Source organism: Pseudomonas putida W15Oct28 (assembly GCF_000708715.2).
In the GTDB taxonomy this organism is placed as follows: Bacteria; Pseudomonadota; Gammaproteobacteria; order Pseudomonadales; family Pseudomonadaceae; genus Aquipseudomonas; species Aquipseudomonas putida_R.
The window spans coordinates 1-26,228 of the sequence record NZ_JENB01000004.1; the positions used below are offsets into that span (position 1 = coordinate 1).

The window sequence follows — 26,228 nt, forward strand, 5'->3', positions numbered from 1 at the left end:
CCCCTACCCCCCTTGGGCTATCGTCAGTCGGGCGCACACAACAACAAAACGCTCCGGCGTCCGCGCAACCGTGCCTGCCCTTTTGCTCAGCACACCGCGCGGACCATGCCCATGGAGCCGGACCAGACTGTTAGGGACCTAACTAATGACAAGCAGCACCTACGCCGAAGCGCCTGCCGCGCCGGTCAACTCGCCCGCGCGGGTAGCCACCGCCAGCTTCATCGGCACCGCCATCGAGTTCTACGACTTCTACGTGTACGCCACCGCTGCAGCCCTGGTGATTGGCCCGGTGTTCTTCCCGTCCGGGTCGGGCACCGCGCAAATGCTGGCAGCCTTCCTCACCTTCGGCATCGCCTTTCTCGCCCGTCCGCTGGGTTCGGCGTTGTTCGGCCACTTTGGCGACCGTATCGGCCGCAAATCGACCCTGGTCGCCTCGCTGCTGCTGATGGGTGTCTCCACCACGGCCATCGGCGTATTGCCGGGCTACGACAGCATTGGCGTGTGGGCGCCGATCATCCTGTGCCTGCTGCGCTTTGGCCAAGGCCTGGGTCTGGGCGGTGAATGGGGTGGCGCGGCGCTGCTGGCCACCGAGAACGCCCCCGAAGGCAAGCGCGCCTGGTTCGGCATGTTCCCACAGCTGGGCCCTTCGATCGGCTTTTTGGCCGCCAACGGCCTGTTCCTGACCCTGGCCCTGACGCTCAGCGACGAGCAGTTCCGTGAATGGGGCTGGCGTATTCCGTTCCTGCTCAGTGCCGCGCTGGTGCTGGTGGGCCTGTATGTACGCCTGAAGCTCGAAGAAAGCCCGGTGTTCGCCAAGGCTGTCGCCCGCCATGAGCGGGTGAAAATGCCAGTGGTCGAGCTGTTTTCCAACTACTGGGTACCCACCCTGCTGGGCGCTGCGGCGATGGTGGTGTGCTACGCGCTGTTCTATATCTCTACGGTGTTCTCGCTGAGCTATGGCGTGACCACGCTGGGTTACAGCCGCGAAACATTCCTGGGCCTGCTGTGCTTCGCGGTGGTGTTCATGGCCCTGGCCACGCCACTGTCGGCCTGGCTCAGCGACCGTTACGGGCGCAAACCGGTGCTGATCGTCGGCGGCCTGCTGGCAGTAGCGTCGGGCTTTGCCATGGAGCCACTGCTGACCTCGGGCTCGACGACGGGTGTGGCGCTGTTCCTGGCCATCGAGCTGTTCCTGATGGGCGTGACCTTTGCGCCGATGGGGGCACTGCTGCCTGAACTGTTCCCTACCCACGTGCGTTATACCGGCGCTTCGGCGGCGTATAACCTGGGCGGGATTGTCGGGGCCTCGGCGGCACCGTTCTTTGCCCAGAAGCTGGTGAGCATGGGTGGCTTGAGCTGGGTGGGGGGCTATGTGTCGGTGGCAGCGGTGATCAGCCTGATTGCCGTGCTGTGCCTGAAAGAGACCCGTAATACCGAGCTGTAAGCAATGGGGGCCGCTTTGCGGCCCTTCGCTGGCACGCCCGCTCCCACAACCCCTGTGGGAGCGGGCGTGCCAGCGAAGGGCTGCAACGCAGCCCCAGTCGAATCAGAACTCGACCTTGACCGCCTGCGAAGCGCGGGTCGCCTTGGCCCGCGCCAGCTCTACCGACTCGTCACGCGCCAGGCACACGCCCATGCGGCGGGTGCCGTTGATTTCCGGCTTGCCGAACAGGCGAATGGCAGTATCCGGCTCGCTCAGCGCTGCGCCCAGGTTGGCGAAGCTGGTCTGCTGCGACTGCCCTTCCGGCAGGATCACCGCCGAGGCCGACGGGCCAAACTGGCGCACCACCGGAATCGGCAGGCCGAGAATGGCACGGGCATGCAGGGCGAACTGCGACAGGTCCTGGGAAATCAGGGTGACCAGGCCGGTGTCATGCGGGCGCGGCGACACTTCGCTGAACCACACCTGGTCGCCCTTCACGAACAGTTCCACGCCAAACAGGCCGCGACCGCCCAGGGCATCGGTGACTGCCTTGGCCACGCGCTGCGACTCGGCCAGCGCTTTCGGGCTCATGGCCTGCGGCTGCCACGACTCCTGATAGTCGCCCTTCTCCTGGCGGTGGCCAACCGGCTCCAGGAAGGTGGTACCGCCAACGTGGCGCACGGTCAGCAGGGTGATTTCGTATTCGAAGTCGATGAAGCCTTCGACAATCACCCGGCCCTTGCCGGCGCGGCCGCCTTCCTGGGCGTAGTCCCACGACTTCTGCAGGTCGGCATCGCTGCGCAGCAGGCTCTGGCCTTTGCCCGACGAGCTCATCACCGGCTTGACCACGCACGGGTAACCGACATCGGCCACGGCCTTGGCGTAGTCTTCGTAGGTGTCGGCAAAGTGGTACGGCGAGGTCGGCAAGTCCAGCTCTTCGGCGGCCAGGCGGCGGATGCCTTCGCGGTTCATGGTCAGCTGCGTGGCGCGGGCAGTCGGCACCACGTTGAAACCTTCGTTTTCCAGCTCGACCAGGGTGGCGGTGGCGATGGCTTCGATTTCCGGCACGATGTAGTGCGGCTTCTCGGCCTCGATCACCGCGCGCAGGGCAACGCCATCGAGCATGTTGACCACGTGGCTGCGGTGCGCTACCTGCATGGCCGGGGCATTGGCGTAGCGGTCGACGGCGATCACTTCGACGCCCAGGCGCTGCAGCTCGATCACCACTTCCTTGCCCAACTCGCCACAGCCGCACAGCAGTACACGGGTCGCGGTAGGCGACAAGGGGGTTCCGATACGGGTCATTTCAGGTCCTCGAAGGCGTCCGGGGCCGCGCCAGGCTGTGCGCCGCCCGCTGAAAAAGGACCACTATTCTACACCATCAACCGGCCACGGCAGCCCGTCGGGCGCGAAATGCCATGGCCAGCCACACGGCCGTGACACCGGCGAACTTCGAGGCCATGGCGGTGCCGATCACCGCTGGGGTCAGGGCGCCGATCATGCCGAAGAAGATGAAGGTATCCACCGGGATGCTCAGCGCCGAGCTTAGCCACAAGCGGTCGCGCAGCGGCCGACGGGTGATGCTGAACACCAGCCAATCGATCAGCTCGGAAATGAAGAACGCGGTAGCGCTGGCCAGGGCGATGGCCGGTTCCGAGGTGACATAGGACAGCACCAGGGCCACCAGCATGGCAACCAGGGCGCCATGGCCGAAGCGGGTCTGCACCATGTCGCGCAGAATGAACACCAGGCCGCCCCAGGCGGACCAGATGATGTCCAGGTGCGGGGCGCTGGAAAAGGCGTAGTTGATCAGCACTACGCTGCTGATGTAGGCAATCAGATAGAACATGGCGGGTCGTCTGTGGGCAAGCCGTACAGATTACCGCTGGCTTCTTCGCGGGTAAACCCGCTCCCACAGGTAGGGTGACAACTGCTGGCTTTACACCATCCCTGTGGGAGCGGGCATGCCCGCGAACACCGGCGCAGCCGGTGCCATCCACCGCGTCGCCTGATTCGCGGGCATGCCCGCTCCCACAGGGTCTGCGTCAACCTACAGGATAAGGCCGGCTTCTACTGCTCGCTCATGGCACAGTTTCAACACCGCCCGGCGCTCCATCCGCCCCCAGCGGCCAATCTCCGCCACGGTACGCTGGCACCCGGTGCAGATGTCCTGCTCATCCAGCGCGCAGATGCTCACGCATGGCGAGGCCACCGGACGCTCTACTACATTACTCATCATCAACCACCAGCTCCTGCGCATAACGCTGGGCATTGTGCACGTAATGCGCGGCACTGGCTTCAAGCATGCGCTTCTGCTGCTCGGTCAATTCACGTACGACCTTGCCGGGCGAGCCGACCACCAGCGAACCGTCGGGGATTTCCTTGCCCTCGGCGATCAGGGCATTGGCGCCGATGATGCAGTGCTTGCCAATGCGCGCGCCGTTGAGGATCACGGCATTGATACCGACCAGGCTGTAGTCGCCCACCGTGCAGCCATGCAGCATGGCGTTGTGACCAACGGTGACGCCCTTGCCCAGGGTCAGCGGCGAGCCCATGTCGGTGTGCATCACCGTGCCATCCTGCACGTTGCTGCCTTCGCCGATATCGATCAGCTCGTTATCGCCGCGCAGCACCGCGCCAAACCACACACTGGCATTGGCCTGCAGGCGCACGTTGCCGATCAGCGTGGCGTTGGGTGCGGCCCAACTGGTGGGGTGGCTTTCGACCCGCAGGTCGCCCAGGCGGTATTTCATGCATGCTCCTCAGGCTGGAACGCAGACGGCGGGGTAGGCCCCGCTCAGTTTTCGATGTAACGCTCAGGGGGCTGGTGCAGGCTGATGCCGGCATCGAACAGCACGTTGACCAGTTCGACGATCATGATCGCCGACAACCCCCAGATCTTGTATTCGCCATAGCGGTAGCTGGGCACGTACCAGCTGCGCCCCTGGTAATCGATACGGTGGGTATGGTCGCGCGGGTCCTGGCGGAAGAATTCCAGCGGCACGGTGAATACTGCCGCGATTTCGGCATCGTTGGCGCGGTATTCGACGAAGTCGGGAATAAGCCCGACGAATGGCGTCACTTTAAGGCCGTGCAGTGAAATCAGCGGGCTGAGCGGGCCTATCACTTCCACCAGCCCGGGTGGCAGGCCGATTTCTTCTTCGGCTTCACGCAGGGCGGTAAACACCAGGTCCGGGTCTTCCGGGTCGCGTCGGCCACCGGGAAAGGCCACTTCGCCACCGTGGGTGGACAAGCCCTTGGCACGCAGGGTCAGGACCAGTTCGGGCGCTTCGCTGCGGGTAATGGGCAAAAGGACCGCCGCTTCGGGGAACCGCCGGTCGGTTTCCAGTGATGCGGGTTGGTGATTGCTCATTCGGCGAAGTAGCTCGTCCAGCATTGCGCACGCTCGTATCCAAGGCCTGCCTTGCATGATGCACCAAAGCCGCGAAGCACCCAAGCCCCTGCGCTTGCGGCGGCCCTGCCGGCGCGCCAAGATAGCCTTGAACAAAAGGAACGAACCTCACATGAAATTCTGCAGCGCGTGCGGCCAGCCGGTCACTCAGCGGATTCCCGAGGGCGATAGCCGCCTGCGGTTTGTCTGCGAGTCTTGCCAGACCATCCATTACCAGAACCCCAACATCGTCGCCGGCGTGCTACCGACCTGGGGCAGCCAGGTGCTGCTGTGCCGGCGTGCCATCGAGCCACGGCGCGGCTTCTGGACCCTGCCCGCCGGTTTCATGGAGAACGGCGAAACCCTCGACCAGGCCGCCCGTCGCGAAACCGTCGAGGAAGCCTGCGCCCGGGTCGGGCCGATGAGCCTGTACCAGCTGTTCGATTTGCCGCACATCGACCAGGTGCATGTGTTCTTCCGCGCAGAGCTGGCGGACCTGGCGTTTGATGTGGGTGTCGAAAGCCTGGAAGTGCGGTTGTTCGAACAACATGAGATACCGTGGGGCGAGCTGGCTTTCCGCACCGTCACACGCACACTAGAATGCTACTATCGCGACCGCATCGGGCAGCACTACCCCATAGGCCATGAGTACCTGCCGCCGATGAACGTCTCGACCTCGACCTCTACTTAGAAGAAGCCTTCAGGGATACCGTTACATGCGCTGGTTGCTTGCCCTTTTCTGCCTTTGCGTTACTTCGGTGTCCCAGGCGGCTTTCACCGAGACCATCATCCGCAAGCCCGTGCCGGCAGCGCAAACGCCGTCGCCTTCGCAGCGGGCGATGCAGCCGCTGATCGACAAGGTGCTGGTGATCAAGTCCGAGCGGCGCCTGCAGCTGATCAGCCGCGGCGAGCCGCTGAAAACCTACCGCATTTCCCTGGGCAAGCAACCGAAGGGCGCCAAGGAACGCGAAGGCGACAAGAAAACCCCTGAGGGTTTGTACTGGCTGGACTGGCGCAAGCAAAGCGACCGCTTCAACCTGGCCATGCACATCAACTACCCGAACATCAGCGACGCCGCCCGCGCCACCCGTGAAGGGGTGAGTGCCGGCAGCATGATCATGATCCATGGCACGCCGATCAACGACGAGTACCCGGAGTGGTACTTCCATACCCTGGACTGGACCGATGGGTGTATTGCCATGCGCAACCATGACATGCAGGAAGTGTGGGAACTGGTGCGCGATGGCACGCTGATCGAAATCCGCCCCTAAGGCTTGTAGCGCCTAGCTCCGGGCCGGAACACGGTCTCCTGTGGGAGCGGCCTTGCCGGGGCGCCGGACCGGTCGGAAAGGGCCGCAGGGCGGCCCCCGGAGTTCGGAGTTTGTACATCAATTGCCGGGGCCGCTCTGCGGCCCTTTCGCGACACGAGGCCGCTCCCACAGCTTACCAGCGCAGGTCGCGTTGCCCAGACAGCGCCTGTGGCCCAAGCCACTGCGCGCCCCGCAGCAAGGGCGTCAACGCCGCCTCCGGTTGCAGCTCGAACACCACCTGGGCCTGCCGACCTGGCAGGCCAGCCTCCACGGCCAACTGATGCTGCCCCTGCTGCGCCAGTTGGCCACGCAGGCGCCAGCCACTGCGGCAGTCCATTTCCAACCAGCCCTGCCCCAGGCCCAGCGACCATGGCTCGCTCAGCGCCAGGTCGCTTACCGTTACACGGCCTTCGCTGCCCAGGCATTGGCGCCCTGCCCCCTGAATGCGAACTGCGCCCTGCCACAGCCCGGCCAGGCGGTAATCCGTGGCCACCGTCGCCTGGGCGCCCATCGCCGTTGCCTCCAGCCGCCAGCGCCACGGCCAGCCTTCGGCGCGCAACTGCCAGGCCTGCCCCTGAAACCCCAACTGCGCAGCTGCCTGCAAGCGCCAAGGCTGCACCGACCAGCGCAGAGGCCCCACCGGCCCCAGCTGTTGCGCCTGGCCCTGCCACAGGCTGCCACTGGCATCACGCACCGGCAGACCTGCCCCGCGAGCCACCCAGGCGGCGGGAAGCTCAACGAGCAGGGTCAGGCCGAAAACCAGCAACACCCACGCCGCACCTTTACGGCTCATGGCTGCACCACCAGGTCGAAGCGCAATGCCTTGCCATCCTGTTCCAGCCCCCATTGCAGCGGCGTTGCGCCCTCTTCATGCAGGGACTGCAACCAGCCTTGCAGTACCCGCTCATCGGCCACCTGGCCACGCAATTGCCAGGCCTTGCCTTGCACATCGACCTCGGCCAATGCGACCCGCCGCGCCTCGGCCGACTGCTTCAGGCGCTCCAGGCTCAAGCCCGTGCCGCCACGCAGGCTTGCGGCTTGCTCAGCCAGCCCCCGCCACTGGCTGAGCTCGCGCCATTGCGCCAGGCCCTCGCGCAGGGCCAGAACAGTAAGCAACAAAGTAATCAGCAACCAGGCGAACTTCAGCCGATGACGCTGCATCCAGTCCCGGTTCATGCGGCGGCTCCCAAGTCGAACACCACTTCGCCACCTTGTACCTGTACAGCAGCACCGGCAGCGTTGGCCATGTCTTGCCAGGGCGGCGTGGCGCCGTCGCCCTCTAGCCGCAGGTGCCAGCGCTGGCCATCGAAGCGCACTGCTTGCAGACGCCAGCCGGGGTGATCATGCAGCCAGGCCTGCAAAGCTGCCTGCAGGTCTTCGAGCTGGCGAGTGCGTAATTGCTGTTGAAGCTCGCTTTCGCGCAGGCGTTTGAGGGCCTGCGCGGCGTGCCGTGGGCTGGCTTGCTCGCCCGTCACGGCAAACACCTGGGCGCGCCAGAGCTGTGCCTGGCGCCATTGCTGGCTCAGCCACAGCCCGCCCCAGACTGCCGCCAGTACCAGGCAGGCTGCCAGCAGTCGTTGCTGTGGGCGTGAAACGACGGGCAACGAAGGTGCCTTGCGAGCGCGCTCGAACAGGCCGGGTATCGTGTCGAGTGGCGCCAGCGCGCTTGGCCAGTCGCCACTCAGCGGCAGGCTTTGCAGGTGTGCCCAAGGTTGCTGCGGCACCTCACCCAGCGCTTGCGGCCATGCCAGCCAATGCTCCTGTTCGTCCTCGGCCAGCCCTTTGTACAAGGACATGCCGGGCGTGCGCTGCCAATGCCAGGCAGTGCCTGCCTCAAGCCCCGGCAGCAACTGCAACTCCGCCCAGCAACGCTCTACCTGCCAGCCCCATGCAGCACACTGCCCGCGCCAGTCGTCCAGTTGCTGGCGCGCCACCACCAGCAAGCGAAGGTGCCCGGGCTGACGGGCCAGACAGGCGCAGGTCACCTCGTCCGGCGTTTGCAGCAAGCGGTCTTCGAGCAGCAACGGCCACTCCTCTCGCTTGAGCCCGGGTGGGGCAGGCACGTGGAAGACGCTACAGGCCTCGGCAGGCAGAACAAGGGCAACCCGGGTTTGCAGGTTAGCCGGTGGCTCACCCTGCCCCTGGCGTTGCACGATGCCGCCCTCGGCCAGCGCCCAGTGCCAGACAACACCCGGGCGCAGCAACAACCACGTTTGAGCAGGTGCACGCTGTCGCCATTCAAATTTCATGAGCGCCCCCACGGGAGGGCGAAGGTGCAGACATAGGGTGCTCCATCACGCTGCAGTTCCAGGCGCACACCACGGCCGGGGTGTGCAGGTTGGTCAGAAGGCCAGGCCAGCCACTGGCCGCCCTGGTAATAAAGAACGTTCATGGCGCCGACCCGGTCGAGCCGCTCACGCTGGACCCAGCGCGGCGCGGCGGCGGCGTACAGGTCAGCCGAGCTTTCCAGCAGCAGGCGCTGCTCACGGGCCTCGAAGCGCAGGCGCTGGCGTTGCAGCCGCGAGCCGCCTTCGGCCTCCGGCAGGCCGGTGGTGGCAACCCACTGCAATTGGTGGCTTGCCGGTTGCCAGTCCAGCCAGCGGCTGGCCAGGGGCAGGCGCTGGTCGTAGACGCGGCGCAGCACCGGGCTGTCGAAACGACGCTCAAGGGCCAGGCAGAAGTCCAGCACCGAGGTTTCCTGGGTGGTCACTTGCAGGCGTTCGCGCACTTTCATCCAGCCATTGACCAACGCAGCGAGCATGATGCCGAGCAAGACAGTCAGGGCCAGGGCGACCATCAGTTCGATCAGGGTCAGGCCTGCCTGGCGGCTTTTCATGGGCCGTACTCTTTGCTGCTGGAGACACTTCCCCCCTGTGGGAGCGGGCGCGCCCGCGAACACCGGCATAGCCGGTGCCATCCACCGGGTCGCCTGATTCGCGGGCATGCCCGCTCCCACAGGGATCGTGCAAGCCTCACGATTTCTGTAAGTCATGGGCGCTCCAGAAACACGGTGTACTGGCCCAGCGGCAAACGCTGGTCACGGTCGGCGTACAGTTGCAGTTCGCCACGGCGCAGGTCGCGCACGCCGGTGCGGCGCAGTTGCAGTTGCCAATGACACGGCTGACCACCCTGGCTCAGTTCACCCTTCACCTGATTGGCAGAAGGCCAGAATTGCTCGACGGCAAAACGGGTTTGCAGTTCGCGCGCGCACAACAGGCCAAGGCGGTGTTGTTGCAAGTTGTCCTGCACGGCCAAACGCTGACGCAGAACCTGACTGGTGATCACCGCCAGCACGGCGGCAATCGCCAAGGCCACAGTGACCTCCAGCAAGGTGAAGCCACGCTGACGTTGCTTCATGGCGCAACCGCCACCTGCAAGCGGCCATCACGGCCCCAGGCCCATTGCTGGCTGCCATCGGCCCAGCGCCAGCGCACGCCGCCCGGCTGTGCCCAGCCATGCGGGGTGAACAGCACATGGGGCTGCGGGCTGGCGGGCCAGTCCGGGTGCAGGCCCTTGGGCCAGTCGCCGAGCGCGACCGCTTCAACCACCCAGCCACTGCCCTCGCGCCGCACGAACTCGGGGCGCTGACCATTCCAGCGCAGCCCACGCAGTTGCCCGGCATGCCGGGCCAGCGCCGCCTGGGCCCGGGTTTCGCTGGCCAGGCGCTGCAGGGCCTGATCGACACGCGCCTGGCCGCTGCCAAGCCCGGCCACCGCCAGGCCCGTCATCAGGCTGGCGATGGCCAGCACCACCAGCAACTCGATCAGGCTGAAGCCCCGCTGACGGCGCACCCTTACAGCGCCCAGTTGCCCAGGTCGGCATCCTGGCCTTCGCCGCCCGGCTGGCCATCGGCACCCAGCGAGTACACATCGACCCGGCCATGCTCACCGGGCATGCGGTACTGGTACGGGGTGCCCCACGGGTCTTCCGGCAGGCGACGCACATAGCCGTCACTGCGCCAGGACCGTGGCAACGGTTCCTGGCTCGGCTTTTTCACCAGCGCGGCCAGGCCCTGTTCGCTGCTGGGAAAGCGCAGGTTGTCCAGGCGATACATGTCCAGCGCCTGTTCCAGGGTGGCCAGGTCGGCCATCACCTTCTGCTTCATGGCCTTGTCCTGGTTCCCTAGCACGCTGGGCGCGACCACGGCGATCAGCAGGCCGATGATGAAGATCACCACCATGATTTCCATGAGGGTGAAACCGCGCTGGCGGCGACGTTGATGCTGCATGACAGTACTCCTTGTATTCACAATTGCAGGCCCTGGTTGAGTTGCATGATCGGCAGCAGCACCGCCAGCACGATGAACAGCACCACGGCGCCCATCACCAGGATCATCAGGGGTTCGAACAGCGCCATGGCCGTATCCACCTGGCGGGCAAAGCCACGCTCCTGGTCGTCGGCCACGCGCTCAAGCATGTCGGCCAGGGTGCCGCTGGCCTCGCCGCTGCCGACCATGTTCACCAGCAGCGGCGGGAATTGCTGGCTGGCATCCAGCGCACGGTGCAGGCTGGTGCCGCCCTGCACTTGCTGGCGCACCTGCTCCATGGCCAGGCGGATGCGCCGGTTGCCGACGGTTTCGGTAGCCACTTGCAAGGCTTCGAGCAGGGCCACGCCACTGCCGCTGAGAATCGCCAGGCTGCGCGCCAAGCGTGCGCTTTCCAGCACCTGCAGCAGGCTGCCGATACGCGGGAGGCGCAGCAGTAACTGGTCGCGACGCAGGCACCAGTGCGGCTTGCGCAACAGCAAGGTGCCGAGCACGCCCATCAATAGCGCCAGGGCCAGCAACCAAGGCCCGGCCTGCACCAGCCCTTGGCTCAGGCCGATCAGCAATGCAGTGATCAGCGGCAGGCTTTGCCCGGCGTGGGCAAACTGCTCGGTGAGTTTGGGTACGACAAAGGTCATCAGGCCGATGACCACGGCGAGCGATACGCCCATCAGTACAGTGGGATAGATCAGCGCAGTACGCGCCTTGTGCTGTTGCCGTTGTACCTGTTCAAGGTGGTCGGCCAGCCGGGTCAGCACCTGGGCCAGACGCCCTGAGCGTTCACCGGCCTCGACCAGCGCGCAGTACAAGCCAGTGAACGGTGCCCCCTGGCGCGCCAGGCTTCGGGCCAGGCCCAGGCCTTCGGCGAGGGAGCCGCGCAGGGCCACCAGCACACTGTGCAGGGCAGGCTGACGCAACTGGCGTTCAAGGGTGCCCAAGGCATCGACCAAGGGGATGCCGGCACCGATCAATGTGGCCAGCTGACGGGTCAGTTCACACAGCTGGGCACGGCTCAAGCGCTGGCGCCGGGGTTGCCGGTTACCGCTGTCCTGTCGCTGCAACTGGCGGGCAAACAAGCCCTGATCGCGCAACAACTGGCGCGCATGGCGTTCGTTGTCAGCCTGCAGGCTGGCCTTGCGGGTCTTGCCGGCGAGGTCGACGGCCACGTAGCGATAGGTCGGCATGCCTTAACCCTGCACCGCACGCAGCACTTCGGCCAGGCTGGTCTCGCCACGTGCCAGGCAGTCGCTGGCCATCGCGACCAGGCTTTGCCGGCGCTCGGCCAGGTAATCCTGCATGGCCAGTTCACTGGCGCCGTCATACAGCAAGCCGATCAGCCCGGCATCCAGCTCGATGAATTCGTACAGGCCCAGGCGCCCCACATAGCCGCTGCCCTGGCACTGCTCGCAGCCCACCGCGTAGTAGCTGCTGCCCAGCGCCGCCAGTTCCGGCCACAGGTCACGCTCGGCAGGTTGCAGCGGGTGCGCTACGGCGCAACTGCACAAGCGTCGCACCAGGCGCTGGGCCAGTACACCGCGCAAGCACGAGGCGATCAAAAAGGGCTCGATGCCCATGTCACGCAGACGGGTCACCGCCCCCACGGCACTGTTGGTGTGCAAGGTGGACAGCACCAGGTGGCCGGTCAGGCTGGCCTGCACGGCGATCTGCGCGGTTTCCTGGTCACGGATTTCGCCGAGCATGATCACGTCCGGGTCCTGGCGCAGGATGGCGCGCAGGCCACTGGCGAAGGTCAGCCCCGCACGCGGGTTGATGGCGGTCTGGCCGATGCCGGCGATGGCGTATTCCACCGGGTCCTCGACGGTAAGAATATTGCGGCTGCCATCGTTGAGGCTGTTGAGGCTGGCGTACAGGGTGGTGGTCTTGCCCGAACCGGTCGGGCCGGTAGACAGCACGATACCGTTGGGCCGGGCCAGGCAACTGTGCAGGCCCTGTAATACCGCGGGCGGCATGCCCAGGTTGCCCAGTGCCAGCAGGCTGGCCTGCTTGTCGAGCACACGCATGACCACGCGCTCGCCGTGGATGCCGGGCAGGGTCGAGACCCGCACATCCACCTCACGCCCTGCCGCGCGCAGGGTAATACGGCCGTCCTGGGGCTGGCGCTTCTCGGCAATATCCAACCGTGCCATGACCTTGATCCGTGACACCAGCATGGCCGACAGCGCACGCGGCGGGCGCAGCACTTCGCGCAGGTGGCCATCGACCCGCAGGCGCACCACCAGGCTTTGCTCGAAGGTTTCGATATGGATGTCCGAAGCGCGCAGGCGCAAGGCCTGGCCGAACAGACCGTTGATCAGGCGGATTACCGGGGCTTCGTCATCGCTTTCCAGCAGGTCTTCGATCTGCGGCATCTCGCTCATCAGGCTGTCCAGGTCGACCTGGTCGCCGATGCCTTCGATCAGCGCTTGATTGGCGCCATCGCCAGCCTGGTACAGCTGGCCGAGGCGCTCGTCGAACACGGCAGGTTCCAGGTATTCGAGCGTGCAGGGCTGGCCATGTACCCGCAGCAGTTCCTGCAACTGGGCGCTGTCGGCGTCGGGCCGCAGCCACAGCTGCCAGCCCTGTTCCGTCGTGGTCATGGTCACCCCGCTCTGCCGTGCCTGGCGGTACGGCAGCATCACCAGGCACCGCCTTCGAGGCGCGCGCGGCTGGAGGGGAATACCTGCAACAGCGGCGTGCCCTCTGCAAGGTCCGGCAGTTGCAGCGGTGTGGTCTGCTGCAAGGTGCGGTATTTGTCTTCGCTGAGCCCGGCCAGGCTCGGCCCGTCCCGCAAGATGCGCGGGCGGATGAACACCATCAGGTTCTGCTTGGTGTTCTTGGTGGCATCGGAGCGGAACAGCCGGCCCAGGTAAGGGATATCACCGAGCAGCGGCACGCGCTGGTTGCTGGTGCTCAACTCGTCGCTGATCAGGCCGCCAAGAATGACCAGGCCATTGTCTTCGACCATGACCTTGGTCTTGATCTCGCGCTTGTTGGTGATCACGTCGCTGGCCGCGCTGGACTCGGCAATCGACGACACCTCCTGGACAATGTCCAGACGCACGCTGTTGTCGATGTTGATCTGCGGCTTGATGCGCAGCTTCACCCCGACCTCTTTGCGCTCGATGGTCTGGTACGGGTTGGCGTTGTTTTGCGTGACCGAGCCGGTAACGAAGGGCACCTCCTGGCCAACCAGGATCGACGCTTCAGCGTTGTCCAGGGTCAACAGGGTGGGCGTGGACAGCAGGTTGAAGCCGCTCTTGCCCTTCAGTGCATTGACCAGCATGGCAAAGTTGAACCCGCCGCCGAAATGGCCGATGCCCGCCGTGGCGCCGGCCGTTGCGGACAACAGGTCGCCAAGCGCCTCGTTGTCACCACTGGCAGCAGCCCCGGCGATGTTGGCGATGTTCACCCCGTTGCTGCCGAAGTTGACGATGCCGGCGCCGAATTTTTCGTCGGCAAACAGCCATTGCACGCCCAACTCCTGGGCGCTGCTGTCGGACACCTCGGCGATGATGGCTTCCACCACCACCTGGGCACGGCGGATGTCCAATTGTTCGACGATGCTGCGGTAGGCGGCCAGCTCGCTGTCGGGGCCGACCATGACCACGGCGTTGGTGCCTTCTTCGTACTCCAGGCGAATGCCCGGGCCACCGGTGGCGGCCATTAACGGCCTGTCCTTGCTTTCGCCTTCGCCCGTGCCTTCAGCCGGCGCCATGCCTTCCTGGCTCAGCCCGCGCAGCACCTTGACCACTTCACCTGCATTGGCGTGCCGCAGGTAAATGACCTGGGTACTGCCGTTGCCGGGTGCTTCCTGGGGGCGGTCGAGCTGGCGCAGCAGGCTGGCGATACGGTCCAGGTTGCTGCGCCAGTCGGTCACCACCAACTGGTGCGCTGCCGGGTACGGTGTAATCACCCCGACCCGTGGGTCGATCAGCGGTTTGAGGATGCCCAGCACCTGCTCGCTGGCGGCGTTGCGCACGTTGAATACCCGCGTCGCCACGCTGTCACTGCCTGCGCCCTGCTGCCCACCCGCCTCCACCGGCACCGGCTCCAGGCGCGCGGCCTGGTCGGGGACGATCTTCACACTGCCGTTGGGCAGGTCGACGGTGGCGTAGCCCTGGGCGCGCAACTGCGCCAGGAAGATGTCGTAGATGGCATCGGCGTCGTGCAGGTCGACGGTGCGCACGGTGACCTTGCCCTTGACCCGGGGGTCGACGATGAAGGTGGTGCCGGTGATGCGCGACACGCTTTCGATGAATTCGCCCAGTTCGGTATCGACGAAGTTCACCTCGTACATAGGCGTACCATTTTCATCGAACACCGGCTCTTCGGCGCGGGCCTCAGGTAGGCCTACGGCCAGGGCCAGGCTCAGCACGGCGGCCACGCAGTATCTAACAGGCATCGTTCATCCTTGCCGCTTGAAGCCGGTCACGGCGGGGCGTGGCGGCCAGGGCAGGCGTTCACGCCGCCCCTGGTTGTTGAAAATCAGGCCATCGGTGTCGATGTCCTGCAGCACGATCCCCGGCGCCAGGCGCTGACCGCGGGCCAGGGTGCGCACCTGCTCGCCGTAGCGCAGCACCACCACACTGGAAGACAGCGGCTGCGCCCTGAGGCCGCCGAGGTAGTGCAATGGCAGGCGGGTAATGGCGATGGCGCCGTCGTCGATGGGCGCTTGCCAGTGACCGACCATCAGCCCGGGCAGCGGGCTTACGGCTGCCGCCGGCGCCATGGCCGGTTGCGGCTGGCGGCTCAGTTGCAGCACGCACTGGGCGGCCAGCCAGCCGGCCAGGGTCAGGCCAGCGCCGGTGAATAAGCGCGAGGCGAGTGTCACGAGGCCAACTGCCGTGGGTGCCAGCCCGGGTGACCCTGCACGTAACGCACTTCGGGCAGTTGCAGCGGCGCCAGTTGCCAGTCGCCATGCTGGCGGGCGAGCCAGGCTTCGACCCGTTGCCACAGCGGTTCGCCAGCCTGGCTTTCAAACTGCAGGCCGAAGGTGCGGCACAGGCCCTGCACTGGCTCCAGCCCAATGATGCGCTTGCCTTGCGGGCTGTAGCTGACACCCCAGGCCTGGCCCTGCCAGCGCGGCAGGTCCTGGCTGTTGTCGAGCAGCAGCGGGTCGCCGAACAGCTGCTCTGCAGCGTTCTCCAGCACTTGCTCCACCTGCCGGGCCGGCGCTTCGACCACCGGCGCCGGGTAGCCGCCGGTGAGGCTGATCAGGTGTTCACGTGTGATCGACGCACCTGCGGGCAGCGGGTAGTCGTAACGCAGGCCGGGCAACAGCACGGGCATGCCGCTGTCATCGGCCAAGGCTTGATGCAGCAGGCGGTCCCAGCTGCCGCCACGGGTATCGCGACGCCACAAGGCCTGTGGCGCGCGGGCCAGCGGCTGGTCGAGCCACGCCGCGTGACCGGCACGTTGCTGGCGCAATTCTGCCTGCAATGGCCCGACGCGCAGTTGCGCGGCAGGCGCCAGTTGTTGTTCAAAGGCCGGGAAGAAACGCCCGTCGAACTGCCACAGCCCGGCCACGCGCTGACAACGCAGGCGGAAGGCACCGCTGCCCCGGCAACCGGCAAACAGCACCGGCACACGGCGACCACTGGCCTGGGTTACCTCGACGGGCGCCGGCCACAGGTCCTGGCCACGGGCGCACAACAGCACATCGATTTGCGGCACCCGCTCGGCCAGCCACAGGCCGGGGCCGGTGCCGACATCGGCCATGGCAACCACCAGGTCGGCCTCGCGCCGGGCCTGCTCGAACACGGGCTGCAGCGACTGGTACCACTGTTTGAGGGAGGCTTTCTGGTCCTGGGCATAGGGGTCGGTCACGCCGACCACGGCAATCCGTGCGCCACCGCGCTCGAAGACGTGCAAAGCTTCAAGGCCCAGGGCTTGGCGCTGCCCGTCCGCCAATCCAGCGCCGAGGGTAACGGCGCCAGCCTGGCGATACAGCCCTGTACTGCGTTGTGGCCACAGCACACGCTCGTCACTGCTGACCCGCGCTTCGGTGCCCAGCAGCTGACTGCCCTGCACCCCGCTTTCGCCTTGAGTCAGGTAGGCCAGGCCACTGCCGTTCCAGCCCTGGCCATTCTCCAGGGTCAGGCTGTTGCCTGCGCCGGCCTCGCCGCGCAGTTGCTCCAGCAGCGCCGCCAGCACCGCATAGCCGCCCAGCTGCGCAGCGGCTGCCTGGCTGGTATCGAGCAGCGGCGCCAGTTGCGGGTAGGCAAGGCTGGCACTGCTGCCGGTCATCCACGGCGCGCGGCCCAGGTGGCTGACCGGCCCCAGGCGGGTGGCAGGCACCACGGCCTGGCCGGGTTGGCGGGCATCGAGGGTATCGGCCACGTACAGCAGGTCGAGCCGGGCGTTGCCGCCCTGCTGCCCTGGGAAGGCGGAACAGGCGCCGAGCAGCGGTGCCAATGCCCCGATACCCATCCAGCCGATCACTTCGCGCCTGTGCACACTGCTCGCCATCGCACCCGCCATCCTTTTTCACACTCATTCAGGGCCCCGGATGTTGCGGCGTTGGCATTACAGTTTGATGGCAGAAATCCGACAACAATTCCAAATTGATCTGTCAGAAGATCTTCTAAGAGCGAGTCGTTTTAAAAACCCCTTAACATTTCTGCCAATCAATCATCATATTTCCCCACTAGAGTCGCGAGTTCCTCTAACTCAGCCACTATAAGGACACCCTGATGAGTCGAGATACCGGCGACAACCTGGACCGGAACCACAGCGCCAACATGCCGATGGCCAAGGTCATGGACGCCTACCTGAGCCGCCGCAGCGTGATGCGCGGCAGCCTGGGCGCCGCCATCGCCATGATTGCCGGTACCGGCCTGACAGGCTGCTTCGACGGTGGTGGTTCCGATCACGATGATCCGGTCACCGAGCCACCGGTGACCGAGCCGCCTGTCACCGAGCCGGAGGTGCCGAAACTGGCACTGGGCTTCCAGTCCATCCCGGGCTCGCGCACCGACGCCTGTGTGGTTGCCGCCGGCTACAGCGCCTACGTGCTGGCGCCGTGGGGCACGCCGCTGAACAGCAACGGCAACCCATGGAAGTCCGACGGCAGCAACACCTCGACCGACCAGGCCAACGCCATGGGCATGCACCATGACGGCATGCACTTCTTCCCCATCAACGGCAGCTCGGAAGACGGCCTGCTGGCGATCAACTTCGAGTACATCGACGCCGCAGCCCTGCACCCGGCCGGCCCGACCACCGATGTCAACGGCAAGCGCCCGGTCGAGGAAGTGCGCAAGGAAATCAACGCCCATGGGGCTGGCGTGGTGCGCCTGAAGAAAGTCAGCGGCCGCTGGCAGGTCGTCGACAACGACCCGCTGAACCGCCGCTTCACCACCGCCTCGCGCATGGAAATCACCGGTCCGCTGCGCGGCACCGACCACGTCAAGACCAAGTACTCCAGCGCCGGTACCCACTGCCGCGGCACCAACAACAACTGCGGAAACGGTTACACCCCGTGGGGCACCTACCTGACCTGTGAAGAGAACTGGCCGGGCATCTTCGTCAACAAGGGCACCCGCCCCGAAGACCAGCGCCGCATTGGCGTGGGCACCTCCAGCGGCCAGTACAAGTGGGAAACCGCTGCCGGTGACAGCACCGAAGTGGCCGACGAATTCGCCCGTTTCGACGTCACCGTCAAGGGCGCCAGCGCCACCGACGACTACCGCAACGAAGCCAGCACCTACGGCTACATCGTCGAGATCGACCCGTACAACAGCAGCACCCTGGCCACCAAGCGCACCGCGCTGGGCCGCTTCCGCCACGAGGGCTGCGCCCCAGGCCTGCCGGTCGCCGGCAAGCCGCTGGTGTGGTACATGGGTGACGACTCGAACAACGAGTACCTGTACAAGTGGGTTTCCACCGCTGTGTGGGATGCCGCCGATGCCAACCCGGCCAACCGCCTGGCCACCGGCGCCAAGTACCTGGACCAGGGCAAGCTCTACGTGGCCCGCTTCAATGCCGACGGGACCGGCGTATGGCTGCTGCTGGACGTGGCCACTGCCACCACGGGCGGCAGCACCCTGGGTGCGCTGTATGGTGACCTGCCAGGCATCATCCTCAACACCCGTGGGGCTGGCGATGCCGTAGGCGCGACGCCGATGGACCGCCCGGAATGGACGACGGTGAATCCGCTGAACGGCGATGTGTACCTGACCCTGACCAACAACAGCGCGCGCACCCCGGAAAAGGTCGATGCGGCCAACCCGCGCGGCCCGAACCGCCACGGCCACATCATTCGCTGGCACGACAGCGACGACCAGTTGAGCTTCAACTGGGACATCTTCGTGTTCGGCGCCAACGCGGCCGGTACTGCCGACATCAACCGCTCCGGCCTGACCGAACTGAACCAGTTCGCGAGCCCTGACGGCATGAGCTTCGATAGCCGTGGCGTGTTGTGGTTCGAGACCGACAACGGCGAGAGCACCCTCACCGATTACACCAACGACCAGCTGCTGGCGGTGATCCCTACCGACCTGGTGGACGCCACCGGCAAGCAGGTGCCGGTGAACGCACAGAACCAGGTGGACCTGCGCCGCTTCTTCGTCGGGCCGAATGATTGCGAGGTGACCGGGATTGCCTTTACCCCGGACAACAAGACGCTGTTCGTCAACATTCAGCACCCGGGGAACTGGCCGTATACCGACAAGGCTACCGATGCTACCCCGGCTGGGGCCAAGGTAAGGCCGCGGGCTTCGACGGTGGTGATTCAGCGGGTTGATGGCGGCGAGATCGGGACTGCCTGATAAATCTGGGGCCGCTTTGCGGCCCTTTCGCGACACAAGGCCGCTCCCACAACAACCGCGCAGCCTTCAGGTACCGCGCGGTTGTTGTGGGAGCGGCCTTGTGTCGCGATAGGGCTGCACAGCAGCCCCGGCAATCTCAAGCCCTACCAGGCCATCGGCTCCCGGCTGCGCACCCGCACTTGCTGCGCCGGCACCCGGGCATGCCATTGCACCACCCCCAGCGCCTCCACCTGGAATTCGCTGCGTATCGCCCGCCCCTCTTCCTCGAACGACAGCTGCAGCAGGAAGTACCCGCTGTTGAGCAGCAAACCTTCACTCAGCCGTTCAAACGTCTCGTCATCCACCGCGCCCAACGCCTGGCGCAACGCGGCTGCATCCACGTACCCCGACGCCGGCCGCCCGCTGATGATGCGGCTGAGCAACGACCGCGAATAGCGCCCTTCGTACAGCGCTTCCAGTAACGGAAGGTGCTCCAGCCCAAGCGCATTGGCGTTCAGGCGCCAGCCGGTGACCTGGGGCAAGGCGCACAGCATCGGGTAGCGAGCCTGGCGGGCGGCGTCCGGCTCCAGCAGCAGGTTCAGCTCGCTGGTGTCGAGCATCGGCTGGTTGGCCGCCAGGCGCGGCGGTTGCTGGCGCAGGTACTGGGCGCTTTCGGCGCCCTGCAGGCGGGTGTCGCTGTCGGCGTCGAGCCAGTCGGCCAGCGCATCGACCAGGCGCTCGGCAGCCATGTCGTCGCCCAGCAGGTAGCGCAACTGGCGCTCGGCACGCTCACCATCGGCGCCCAGCAGCGCATTGACGTTGAAGCAGGTGTGCTGGTCGCGCACCCGTAACTGCGCCTGACCTGCGCCAAAATCGTATTTAAGCGGCTGCCCACGCAAGGCCTGCCAGAACAACGGGCTAAGCCGCCAGGCGGGGTCGCGCAGGGCCTGCTCTGCATAGGCCAGGCCGGCCTGCTCCATGGCCCGCGCCTGCACCCGCTGGTGCAGCAGGCGCACTTCATCCACTTGGCGCCGGCCATCTTCCACCAGCCAGGCCATGCCCGCCGCCAGCATTGCCAGCACCACCATCACCATCAACAGGGCCGCACCCTGCTGTTGCCTGCCACCCATCCGTGCGTGCCTCGCTCGCGCAATAAAGACGCCAGTCAACACGCGGCGTGTTGCAGGTAGATGGCAATGCCGGTTCGTCATGTGCACGTCATCTACACGAGGCAGGATTGCCCTTCCTTTTCATGGCCTTACAGGAGTAGTCGCAATGGGTGGCATTGGAATCTGGCAACTGGTGATCGTACTGCTGATCGTATTTCTGCTGTTTGGTACCAAGCGCCTCAAGGGCCTGGGTAGCGATGTGGGCGAGGCGATCCAGGGTTTTCGCAAGTCCATGGGCGGCGACGCTGACGCCAGCGCACCTGGCCAGGCGCAGGTTCAGCAACAGGCCCCGCTGACCGGCCAGGCCACGCAGCAGCCTCAAGCGGACCGTCAGGCCTGATGTTCGAGGTAGGCTTCAGCGAGCTGCTGCTGGTTGGCGTCGTCGCGCTGCTGGTGCTGGGCCCGGAGCGCCTGCCGGTGGCAGCGCGCACCCTCGGCCGCGGCCTGGGCCAGGCGCGCCGGGCCATGCACGCCTTGCGCACGCAGGTAGAACGCGAGATCGAGTTGCCCAACCTCGACAGCGCCCCATTGCAACGCCTGGAACAGGAGATCCGCCAAGGTATCAGCCTGAACACAGAGCCGGCCAATGACGCGGCCACGGTCGCGCTGCCCAAGGAAAACGCCTCATGAGTATTGCCATGGACCCGGCGGCCAGCATGCCGCTGACCGAACACCTGCGCGACCTGCGCAAACGCCTGGTGCGTTGCCTGGCGCTGGTGGCATTGGTGTTCGCCGGCCTGTTCCCGTTCGCCCAGACGCTGTACACGCTCATTTCCGAGCCGCTGCGGCGCTTTTTGCCGGAAGGCGCGAGCATGATCGCCACCAGCGTCACCTCGCCGTTTCTGACGCCGTTCAAGCTGACCGCGATGTGCGCGCTGTTCGTGGCCATGCCGCTGCTGCTGCACCAGGCCTGGGGTTTTCTGGCGCCGGGGCTGTACCGCCGTGAGCGGCGCATTGCCCTGCCGCTGCTGGTGTCGAGCATCGTGTTGTTCTATGCCGGCATGGCGTTCGCGTTCTTTCTGGTGTTCCCGATGATGTTCGGTTTCTTTGCCAGCGTTACGCCGGACGGCGTGGCGATGATGACCGACATCAGCCAGTACCTGGACTTCATCCTGGCGCTGTTCCTGGCGTTCGGGCTGGCATTCGAGATCCCGGTGGCGACGTTCATCGTGGTCTGGGTGGGGTTGGCGGATGTACCCACACTGAGGCGCAGCAGGCCCTACGTGATCGTCGGGTGCTTTGTGGTGGGGATGATCCTGACGCCGCCGGATGTGTTTTCGCAGACAATGCTGGCGGTGCCGATGTGGGTGCTGTTCGAGGTGGGGTTGCTGGCTTGTGCGTGGTTGAAGCGGCCTGAGCCCGGCAAGGAGATTGTGGCTGGGTTATAGGGCCTATTCGCGGGCACGCCCGCTCCCACAGAGATCGCACAACCTTCGAGTAATGTGCGATCCCTGTGGGAGCGGGCGTGTCGAGGCGTCGAACCGCCGCGAATAGCCTTGATGCGGTCTAGAACTCGGCGAGCCGCCAGACTTCATAGGCTGGCGTCTCGTACGGGTGGCTTTGCTTTAGCGCTGCGACGACCTGTGCAATCAGGTCGTCAGCCACCACCAGCTCTACCTTCCACTCCTCCACCACCTCGACCTGACCGGTTTGCCCGAGGTACGGCTGGCTGCCGTCCAACGGGCGGAACTGGCCCTGGCCCAGGGTTTGCCAGGCGCAGTGGTCATAGTCACCGATGCGCCCGCCACCCGCAGCGAACACAGCGGCCTTGACCACTTCGACGTGGCTGGCGGGGACAAAGAAGGCGAGCTTGTACACGCCTTAGTTCACCCACACCCGCGCGTTGCGGAACATACGCATCAGCGCGGCATCTTCCTGCCACTCATCCGGGCGCCAGGAGTTCTGCACGGCGCGGAACACACGCTCCGGGTGCGGCATCATGATGGTCACGCGGCCGTCGCGGCTGGTCAGGCCGGTGATACCACGCGGCGAACCGTTCGGGTTGGCCGGGTAGGCTTCGGTGACCTTACCGTGGTTGTCGACGTAGCGCAGGGCCACGCAACCGGACAGGTCGGCTTCCAGCAGTGCCGCTTCGTTGGCGAACTCGGCATGGCCTTCACCGTGGGCGATGGCGATTGGCATGCGCGAACCGGCCATGCCCTGCAGGAAGATCGAGTTGGACTTCTGCACCTCGACCATGGCCACGCGTGCCTCGAACTGCTCCGAGCGGTTACGCACGAAGTGCGGCCAGTACTCGGTGCCCGGGATCAGCTCGTGCAGGTTGGACATCATCTGGCAACCGTTGCACACGCCCAGGGCGAAGCTGTCGGTACGCTCGAAGAAGGCCTGGAAGGCGTCACGGGCACGGGCGTTGAACAGCGCCGACTTGGCCCAGCCTTCACCGGCACCCAGCACGTCACCGTAGGAGAAGCCACCGCAGGCGACCAGGCCCTTGAAGGCCTCGAAGTCGACACGGCCCGCGAGGATGTCGCTCATGTGCACGTCGATGGCGGCGAAGCCGGCACGGTCGAAGGCAGCGGCCATCTCGACCTGGCCGTTGACGCCCTGCTCACGCAGGATGGCCACTTGCGGGCGCACGCCCTTCTTGATGTACGGCGCGGCGATGTCGTCGTTGACGTCGAAGCCCAGTTTGACCGACAGGCCCGGGTTGTCTTCCTCAAGCAGCAGGTCGAATTCCTGGTCGGCACAGTCAGCGTTGTCGCGCAGGCGCTGGATCTGGTAGCTGGTCTCGGCCCACTGGCGCTGCAGCATGCGACGGTCGTCGTCGAACAGCACTTCGCCGTTCAGGCTGATGGACACTTCGGCGTTGTTGACCGGCTTGCCGATCACCGCGACGCACTCTTCGCCCAGGCCAGCGGCGCTGAACTGTGCCAGTACGTCCGGGGTGGCATCCTGGCGAACCTGGATGACCGCACCCAGCTCTTCGTTGAAGAGAATGGCCGGCACGTCTTTGCGGTTGTCGGTCAGCGGGTCGAGTTGCAGGTCGAGGCCGCAGTGGCCGGCGAAGGCCATTTCCACCACGGTGGTCAGCAAGCCGCCGTCGGAACGGTCGTGGTAGGCCAGCAGATGACCGTCGGCATTCAGGCCCTGGATCACGGCGAAGAAGGCCTTGAGGTCTTCGGCGTCGTCGACGTCCGGTGCCTGGGCAGCGATCTTGCCGTAGGTCTGGGCCAGGATCGAGGCGCCCATACGGTTCTTGCCACGGCCCAGGTCGATCAGGATCAGGTCGGTTTCGCCCTTGTCCATGCGCAGTTCAGGGGTCAGGGTCTTGCGGATGTCGGTGACCGGGGCAAAGCCGGTGATGATCAGCGACATTGGCGAGGTGACGCTCTTCTCGCCGCCCTCATCGCTCCACTTGGTCTTCATCGACATCGAGTCTTTGCCGACCGGAATGGTAATGCCCAGCTCCGGGCACAGCTCCATGCCGACAGCCTTGACGGTGTCGTACAGGCGGGCGTCTTCACCTGGGTGGCCGGCGGCGGACATCCAGTTGGCCGACAGTTTGATGTCGGACAGCTTCTCGATGCGTGAAGCGGCCAGGTTGGTCAGGGTTTCGCCGATGGCCATGCGGCCGGACGCCGGGGCATCCAGCAGCGCCAGCGGGGTACGCTCGCCCATGGCCATGGCTTCACCGGTGTACACGTCGAAGCTGGTGGCGGTGACGGCGCAGTCGGCGACCGGTACCTGCCACGGGCCGACCATCTGGTCGCGAGCAACCAGGCCGGTGATGGTGCGGTCGCCGATGGTGATCAGGAAGCTCTTGCTGGCCACGGCCGGGTGGTTCAGTACGCGCTGGACGGCATTGTCCAGGTCCAGCTCGCTCGGGTCGAAGTCATCGCCCAGCTCGGCTTCACGGGTAACCGAACGGTGCATGCGCGGCGGCTTGCCCAGCAGCACGTCCAGCGGCATGTCCACAGGCGTGTTGCCGAAGTGGCTGTCGCTTACGGTCAGGTGCGGCTCTTCAGTCGCTTCGCCGACCACGGCAAACGGGCAACGCTCACGCTCGCAGATGGCCTGGAAACGCTCGAAGTCGACCGCGCTGACAGCCAGCACGTAACGCTCTTGCGATTCGTTGCTCCAGATTTCGTGCGGGGCCATGCCCGGCTCGTCATTGGGCACGTTACGCAGCTCGAAGCGGCCACCACGGCCACCGTCGTTGACCAGTTCCGGGAAGGCATTGGAGATACCGCCCGCGCCAACGTCGTGGATGAAGGCGATCGGGTTGTTGTCGCCCAGCTGCCAGCAGCGGTCGATGACCTCTTGGCAACGGCGCTCCATTTCAGGGTTTTCGCGCTGTACCGAAGCGAAGTCCAGGTCGGCCGAGCTGGCACCGGTCGCCACCGACGAAGCGGCGCCGCCGCCCAGGCCGATCAGCATGGCTGGGCCGCCGAGCACGATCAGCTTGGCGCCGACGGTGATCTCTGCCTTCTGCACGTGGTCTTCACGGATGTTGCCCATGCCACCTGCGAGCATGATCGGCTTGTGGTAGCCGCGCACTTCTTCGCCGTGCGGGGTGTTGATCGACTGCTCGAAGGTACGGAAGTAGCCGGTCAGGGCCGGGCGACCGAATTCGTTGTTGAACGCAGCGCCACCCAGAGGGCCTTCGATCATGATGTCGAGGGCGTCGACGATACGCTCAGGCTTGCCGTAGGCCTGCTCCCAAGGCTGTTCGAAGCCCGGAATGCGCAGGTTGGACACGGTGAAACCGGTCAGGCCCGCCTTGGGCTTGGCGCCACGGCCGGTAGCACCTTCGTCGCGGATTTCGCCGCCGGAGCCGGTGGAGGCGCCGGAGAACGGGGCGATGGCGGTCGGGTGGTTGTGGGTTTCCACCTTCATCAGGATGTGCACCGGCTCCTGCACCGCGCCGTACTGGCGGGTTTCAGGGTTCGGGAAGAAACGGCCGGCCACGTTACCGACGATGACCGAGGCGTTGTCCTTGTACGCAGACAGCACGCCTTCGCTGTGCATCTGGTAGGTGTTCTTGATCATGCCGAACAGGCTTTTTTCCTGGTCCTGGCCGTCGATGTCCCAACTGGCGTTGAAAATCTTGTGGCGGCAGTGCTCGGAGTTGGCCTGGGCGAACATCATCAGTTCGATGTCGTTCGGGTTGCGCGCAAGGCCCTGGAAGGCATTGACCAGGTAGTCGATCTCGTCTTCGGCCAGGGCCAGGCCCAGGTCGATGTTGGCCTTGGCCAGCGCGTCGCGGCCACCGGCCAGGATGTCCACCGAGGTCATCGGCTTGGGCTGGGCATGGCTGAACATGTCGGCCGCCTGCTCCAGCTGAGCCAGCACACGCTGGGTCATGCGGTCGTGCAGTTCGGCGGCGACCAATGCAGCGTCAGCGTCGCTCAGGGTGCCGGCAACGTAGTAGGCGATGCCGCGCTCCAGGCGCTGGATCGACTGCAGGCCGCAGTTGTGGGCGATGTCGCTGGCCTTGCTGGCCCACGGCGAAATGGTGCCCAACCGCGGCACGACCAGGAACAGGCGGCCGGTCGGCTCCTGTACCGGCACGCTCGGGCCGTACTTGAGCAGACGGCCCAGCACCTGCTGCTGGTCGGCGGTCAGCTCGCCGTCGACATCGGCGAAGTGGGCGAATTCGGCATACAAACCAGTAACAGCGGGGACTTTCTGGCTCAGTTGCTCGAGTAATTTACCGTGGCGAAAGGCAGAAAGGGCAGGAGCGCCGCGCAGGATCAACATCGTCGGGACAGCCTCAGGAAGGGGTGTGCTTAGAGGCCGTGCATTCTAGCCTAATTCGATGGCTTTCGGCACCCGCTCTACGCCACGGCTGCCGGGCGGCGTAACCGGACTTGCGGGTCAATATTTCGGGTGCTCGCCTCAAGAGGTTTATGGCCTGGGAGATCGAGCGCCACACCTCCCACGGCAAGCACCCGAAAGCCCAA

At 65.6% G+C, this 26,228-nt stretch carries 27 protein-coding genes; 7 read left to right on the forward strand and 20 right to left on the reverse strand.

Annotated elements, in window-relative coordinates:
• The first annotated feature begins 145 nt into the window (after positions 1-145).
• On the forward strand, positions 146-1,444 hold the full coding sequence (locus AK81_RS03360) for an MFS transporter (protein ID WP_043196776.1): 1,299 nt from the start codon (positions 146-148) through the stop codon (positions 1,442-1,444).
• Positions 1,445-1,546: 102 nt separating this feature from the next.
• On the opposite strand, the gene purT is transcribed toward AK81_RS03360, so the two are convergent.
• The 5 genes from purT to AK81_RS03385 form a co-directional block, all read right to left on the reverse strand.
• A complete protein-coding gene (gene purT, locus AK81_RS03365) occupies positions 1,547-2,728 on the reverse strand; it encodes a formate-dependent phosphoribosylglycinamide formyltransferase (RefSeq protein ID WP_016501237.1) in 1,182 nt (393 codons plus the stop codon).
• 76 nt (positions 2,729-2,804) lie between these two features.
• A complete protein-coding gene (locus tag AK81_RS03370; RefSeq protein WP_010952556.1) occupies positions 2,805-3,272 on the reverse strand; it encodes a VUT family protein in 468 nt (155 codons plus the stop codon).
• Between the two features lie 201 nt (positions 3,273-3,473).
• Positions 3,474-3,662 carry a DUF1289 domain-containing protein gene (locus tag AK81_RS03375; protein WP_043196779.1) on the reverse strand — a complete coding sequence of 63 codons (189 nt, stop codon included), beginning with the start codon at positions 3,660-3,662 and terminating at the stop codon, positions 3,474-3,476.
• Positions 3,652-4,176, reverse strand: coding sequence for a gamma carbonic anhydrase family protein (locus AK81_RS03380; protein ID WP_016501239.1), 525 nt, complete (start codon positions 4,174-4,176; stop codon positions 3,652-3,654). The genes AK81_RS03375 and AK81_RS03380 overlap by 11 nt, the downstream gene beginning before the upstream one ends.
• A 44-nt stretch (positions 4,177-4,220) precedes the next feature.
• Positions 4,221-4,820, reverse strand: a complete 600-nt coding sequence (locus tag AK81_RS03385) for a CoA pyrophosphatase (RefSeq protein ID WP_016501240.1) — start codon at positions 4,818-4,820, stop codon at positions 4,221-4,223.
• A 127-nt stretch (positions 4,821-4,947) separates the two neighbouring features.
• Here AK81_RS03385 and AK81_RS03390 point away from each other — a divergent pair, with 127 nt between their 5' ends.
• On the forward strand, positions 4,948-5,505 hold the full coding sequence (locus AK81_RS03390; protein WP_043196781.1) for an NUDIX hydrolase: 558 nt from the start codon (positions 4,948-4,950) through the stop codon (positions 5,503-5,505).
• A gap of 25 nt (positions 5,506-5,530) precedes the next feature.
• Positions 5,531-6,085, forward strand: a complete 555-nt coding sequence (locus tag AK81_RS03395) for a L,D-transpeptidase family protein (RefSeq protein ID WP_043196782.1) — start codon at positions 5,531-5,533, stop codon at positions 6,083-6,085.
• 172 nt (positions 6,086-6,257) lie between these two features.
• Here the strand turns inward: AK81_RS03395 and gspN are convergent, their stop codons facing one another.
• From gspN to AK81_RS03455, 12 genes are all read right to left on the reverse strand, one after another.
• Entirely contained in the window at positions 6,258-6,917 is a 660-nt protein-coding gene (gene gspN / locus AK81_RS03400) for a type II secretion system protein N (RefSeq protein ID WP_043196783.1), read from the reverse strand.
• Positions 6,914-7,300 carry a type II secretion system protein GspM gene (gene gspM, locus AK81_RS03405; RefSeq protein WP_043196785.1) on the reverse strand — a complete coding sequence of 129 codons (387 nt, stop codon included), beginning with the start codon at positions 7,298-7,300 and terminating at the stop codon, positions 6,914-6,916. The genes gspN and gspM overlap by 4 nt, the downstream gene beginning before the upstream one ends.
• Positions 7,297-8,373, reverse strand: a complete 1,077-nt coding sequence (gene gspL, locus AK81_RS03410) for a type II secretion system protein GspL (protein ID WP_043197005.1) — start codon at positions 8,371-8,373, stop codon at positions 7,297-7,299. The genes gspM and gspL overlap by 4 nt, the downstream gene beginning before the upstream one ends.
• Positions 8,370-8,960 (reverse strand): prepilin-type N-terminal cleavage/methylation domain-containing protein, encoded by a 591-nt coding sequence (locus tag AK81_RS03415; protein WP_043196788.1) that lies wholly within the window; start codon positions 8,958-8,960, stop codon positions 8,370-8,372. Before AK81_RS03415 ends, gspL begins: the two co-directional genes overlap by 4 nt.
• A gap of 152 nt (positions 8,961-9,112) precedes the next feature.
• Complete coding sequence (locus AK81_RS03420; RefSeq protein WP_043196789.1) at positions 9,113-9,481, reverse strand: type II secretion system protein GspI; 369 nt, start codon at positions 9,479-9,481, stop codon at positions 9,113-9,115.
• A complete protein-coding gene (gene gspH / locus AK81_RS03425; protein WP_043196790.1) occupies positions 9,478-9,915 on the reverse strand; it encodes a type II secretion system minor pseudopilin GspH in 438 nt (145 codons plus the stop codon). The genes AK81_RS03420 and gspH overlap by 4 nt, the downstream gene beginning before the upstream one ends.
• Positions 9,916-9,917: 2 nt before the next feature.
• Positions 9,918-10,352, reverse strand: coding sequence for a type II secretion system major pseudopilin GspG (gene gspG / locus AK81_RS03430; RefSeq protein WP_043196791.1), 435 nt, complete (start codon positions 10,350-10,352; stop codon positions 9,918-9,920).
• Positions 10,353-10,369: 17 nt separating this feature from the next.
• On the reverse strand, positions 10,370-11,572 hold the full coding sequence (gene gspF / locus AK81_RS03435; RefSeq protein ID WP_043196792.1) for a type II secretion system inner membrane protein GspF: 1,203 nt from the start codon (positions 11,570-11,572) through the stop codon (positions 10,370-10,372).
• Between the two features lie 3 nt (positions 11,573-11,575).
• Complete coding sequence (locus tag AK81_RS03440; RefSeq protein ID WP_043196793.1) at positions 11,576-13,024, reverse strand: GspE/PulE family protein; 1,449 nt, start codon at positions 13,022-13,024, stop codon at positions 11,576-11,578.
• The gene (gene gspD / locus AK81_RS03445) at positions 13,024-14,790 is read right to left on the reverse strand and encodes a type II secretion system secretin GspD (RefSeq protein ID WP_193393746.1); all 1,767 of its coding nucleotides are present in this window, start codon (positions 14,788-14,790) and stop codon (positions 13,024-13,026) included. The genes AK81_RS03440 and gspD overlap by 1 nt, the downstream gene beginning before the upstream one ends.
• Positions 14,791-14,793: 3 nt before the next feature.
• Positions 14,794-15,219, reverse strand: coding sequence for a pilus assembly protein PilZ (locus AK81_RS03450; protein WP_043196796.1), 426 nt, complete (start codon positions 15,217-15,219; stop codon positions 14,794-14,796).
• The gene (locus AK81_RS03455) at positions 15,216-16,856 is read right to left on the reverse strand and encodes a lipoprotein UxpA (RefSeq protein ID WP_043196797.1); all 1,641 of its coding nucleotides are present in this window, start codon (positions 16,854-16,856) and stop codon (positions 15,216-15,218) included. Before AK81_RS03455 ends, AK81_RS03450 begins: the two co-directional genes overlap by 4 nt.
• Positions 16,857-17,080: 224 nt before the next feature.
• Between AK81_RS03455 and AK81_RS03460 the strand changes: the two genes are divergently transcribed.
• Positions 17,081-19,156 (forward strand): PhoX family protein, encoded by a 2,076-nt coding sequence (locus AK81_RS03460; RefSeq protein WP_043196798.1) that lies wholly within the window; start codon positions 17,081-17,083, stop codon positions 19,154-19,156.
• A 143-nt stretch (positions 19,157-19,299) separates the two neighbouring features.
• Here AK81_RS03460 and gspK read toward each other — a convergent pair whose 3' ends face one another.
• Positions 19,300-20,265: a type II secretion system minor pseudopilin GspK gene (gene gspK, locus AK81_RS03465; protein ID WP_043196799.1), complete on the reverse strand. Its 966-nt coding sequence runs from the start codon at positions 20,263-20,265 to the stop codon at positions 19,300-19,302.
• 145 nt (positions 20,266-20,410) lie between these two features.
• On the opposite strand from gspK, the gene tatA reads away from it, so the two are divergent.
• From tatA to tatC, 3 genes are read left to right on the forward strand one after another with little or no spacing between them, the layout of a single operon-like run.
• Positions 20,411-20,644, forward strand: coding sequence for a twin-arginine translocase TatA/TatE family subunit (gene tatA / locus AK81_RS03470; protein ID WP_043196800.1), 234 nt, complete (start codon positions 20,411-20,413; stop codon positions 20,642-20,644).
• Positions 20,644-20,934: a Sec-independent protein translocase protein TatB gene (gene tatB / locus AK81_RS03475; protein WP_043196801.1), complete on the forward strand. Its 291-nt coding sequence runs from the start codon at positions 20,644-20,646 to the stop codon at positions 20,932-20,934. The genes tatA and tatB overlap by 1 nt, the downstream gene beginning before the upstream one ends.
• Positions 20,931-21,692, forward strand: a complete 762-nt coding sequence (gene tatC / locus AK81_RS03480) for a twin-arginine translocase subunit TatC (protein WP_043196804.1) — start codon at positions 20,931-20,933, stop codon at positions 21,690-21,692. Before tatB ends, tatC begins: the two co-directional genes overlap by 4 nt.
• A gap of 118 nt (positions 21,693-21,810) precedes the next feature.
• On the opposite strand, the gene AK81_RS03485 is transcribed toward tatC, so the two are convergent.
• Together AK81_RS03485 and purL are read right to left on the reverse strand one after the other, a co-directional pair.
• A complete protein-coding gene (locus AK81_RS03485; protein WP_043196806.1) occupies positions 21,811-22,122 on the reverse strand; it encodes an NGG1p interacting factor 3 protein, NIF3 in 312 nt (103 codons plus the stop codon).
• Positions 22,123-22,125: 3 nt separating this feature from the next.
• Positions 22,126-26,025: a phosphoribosylformylglycinamidine synthase gene (gene purL / locus AK81_RS03490; protein WP_043196807.1), complete on the reverse strand. Its 3,900-nt coding sequence runs from the start codon at positions 26,023-26,025 to the stop codon at positions 22,126-22,128.
• Positions 26,026-26,228 lie beyond the last annotated feature (203 nt).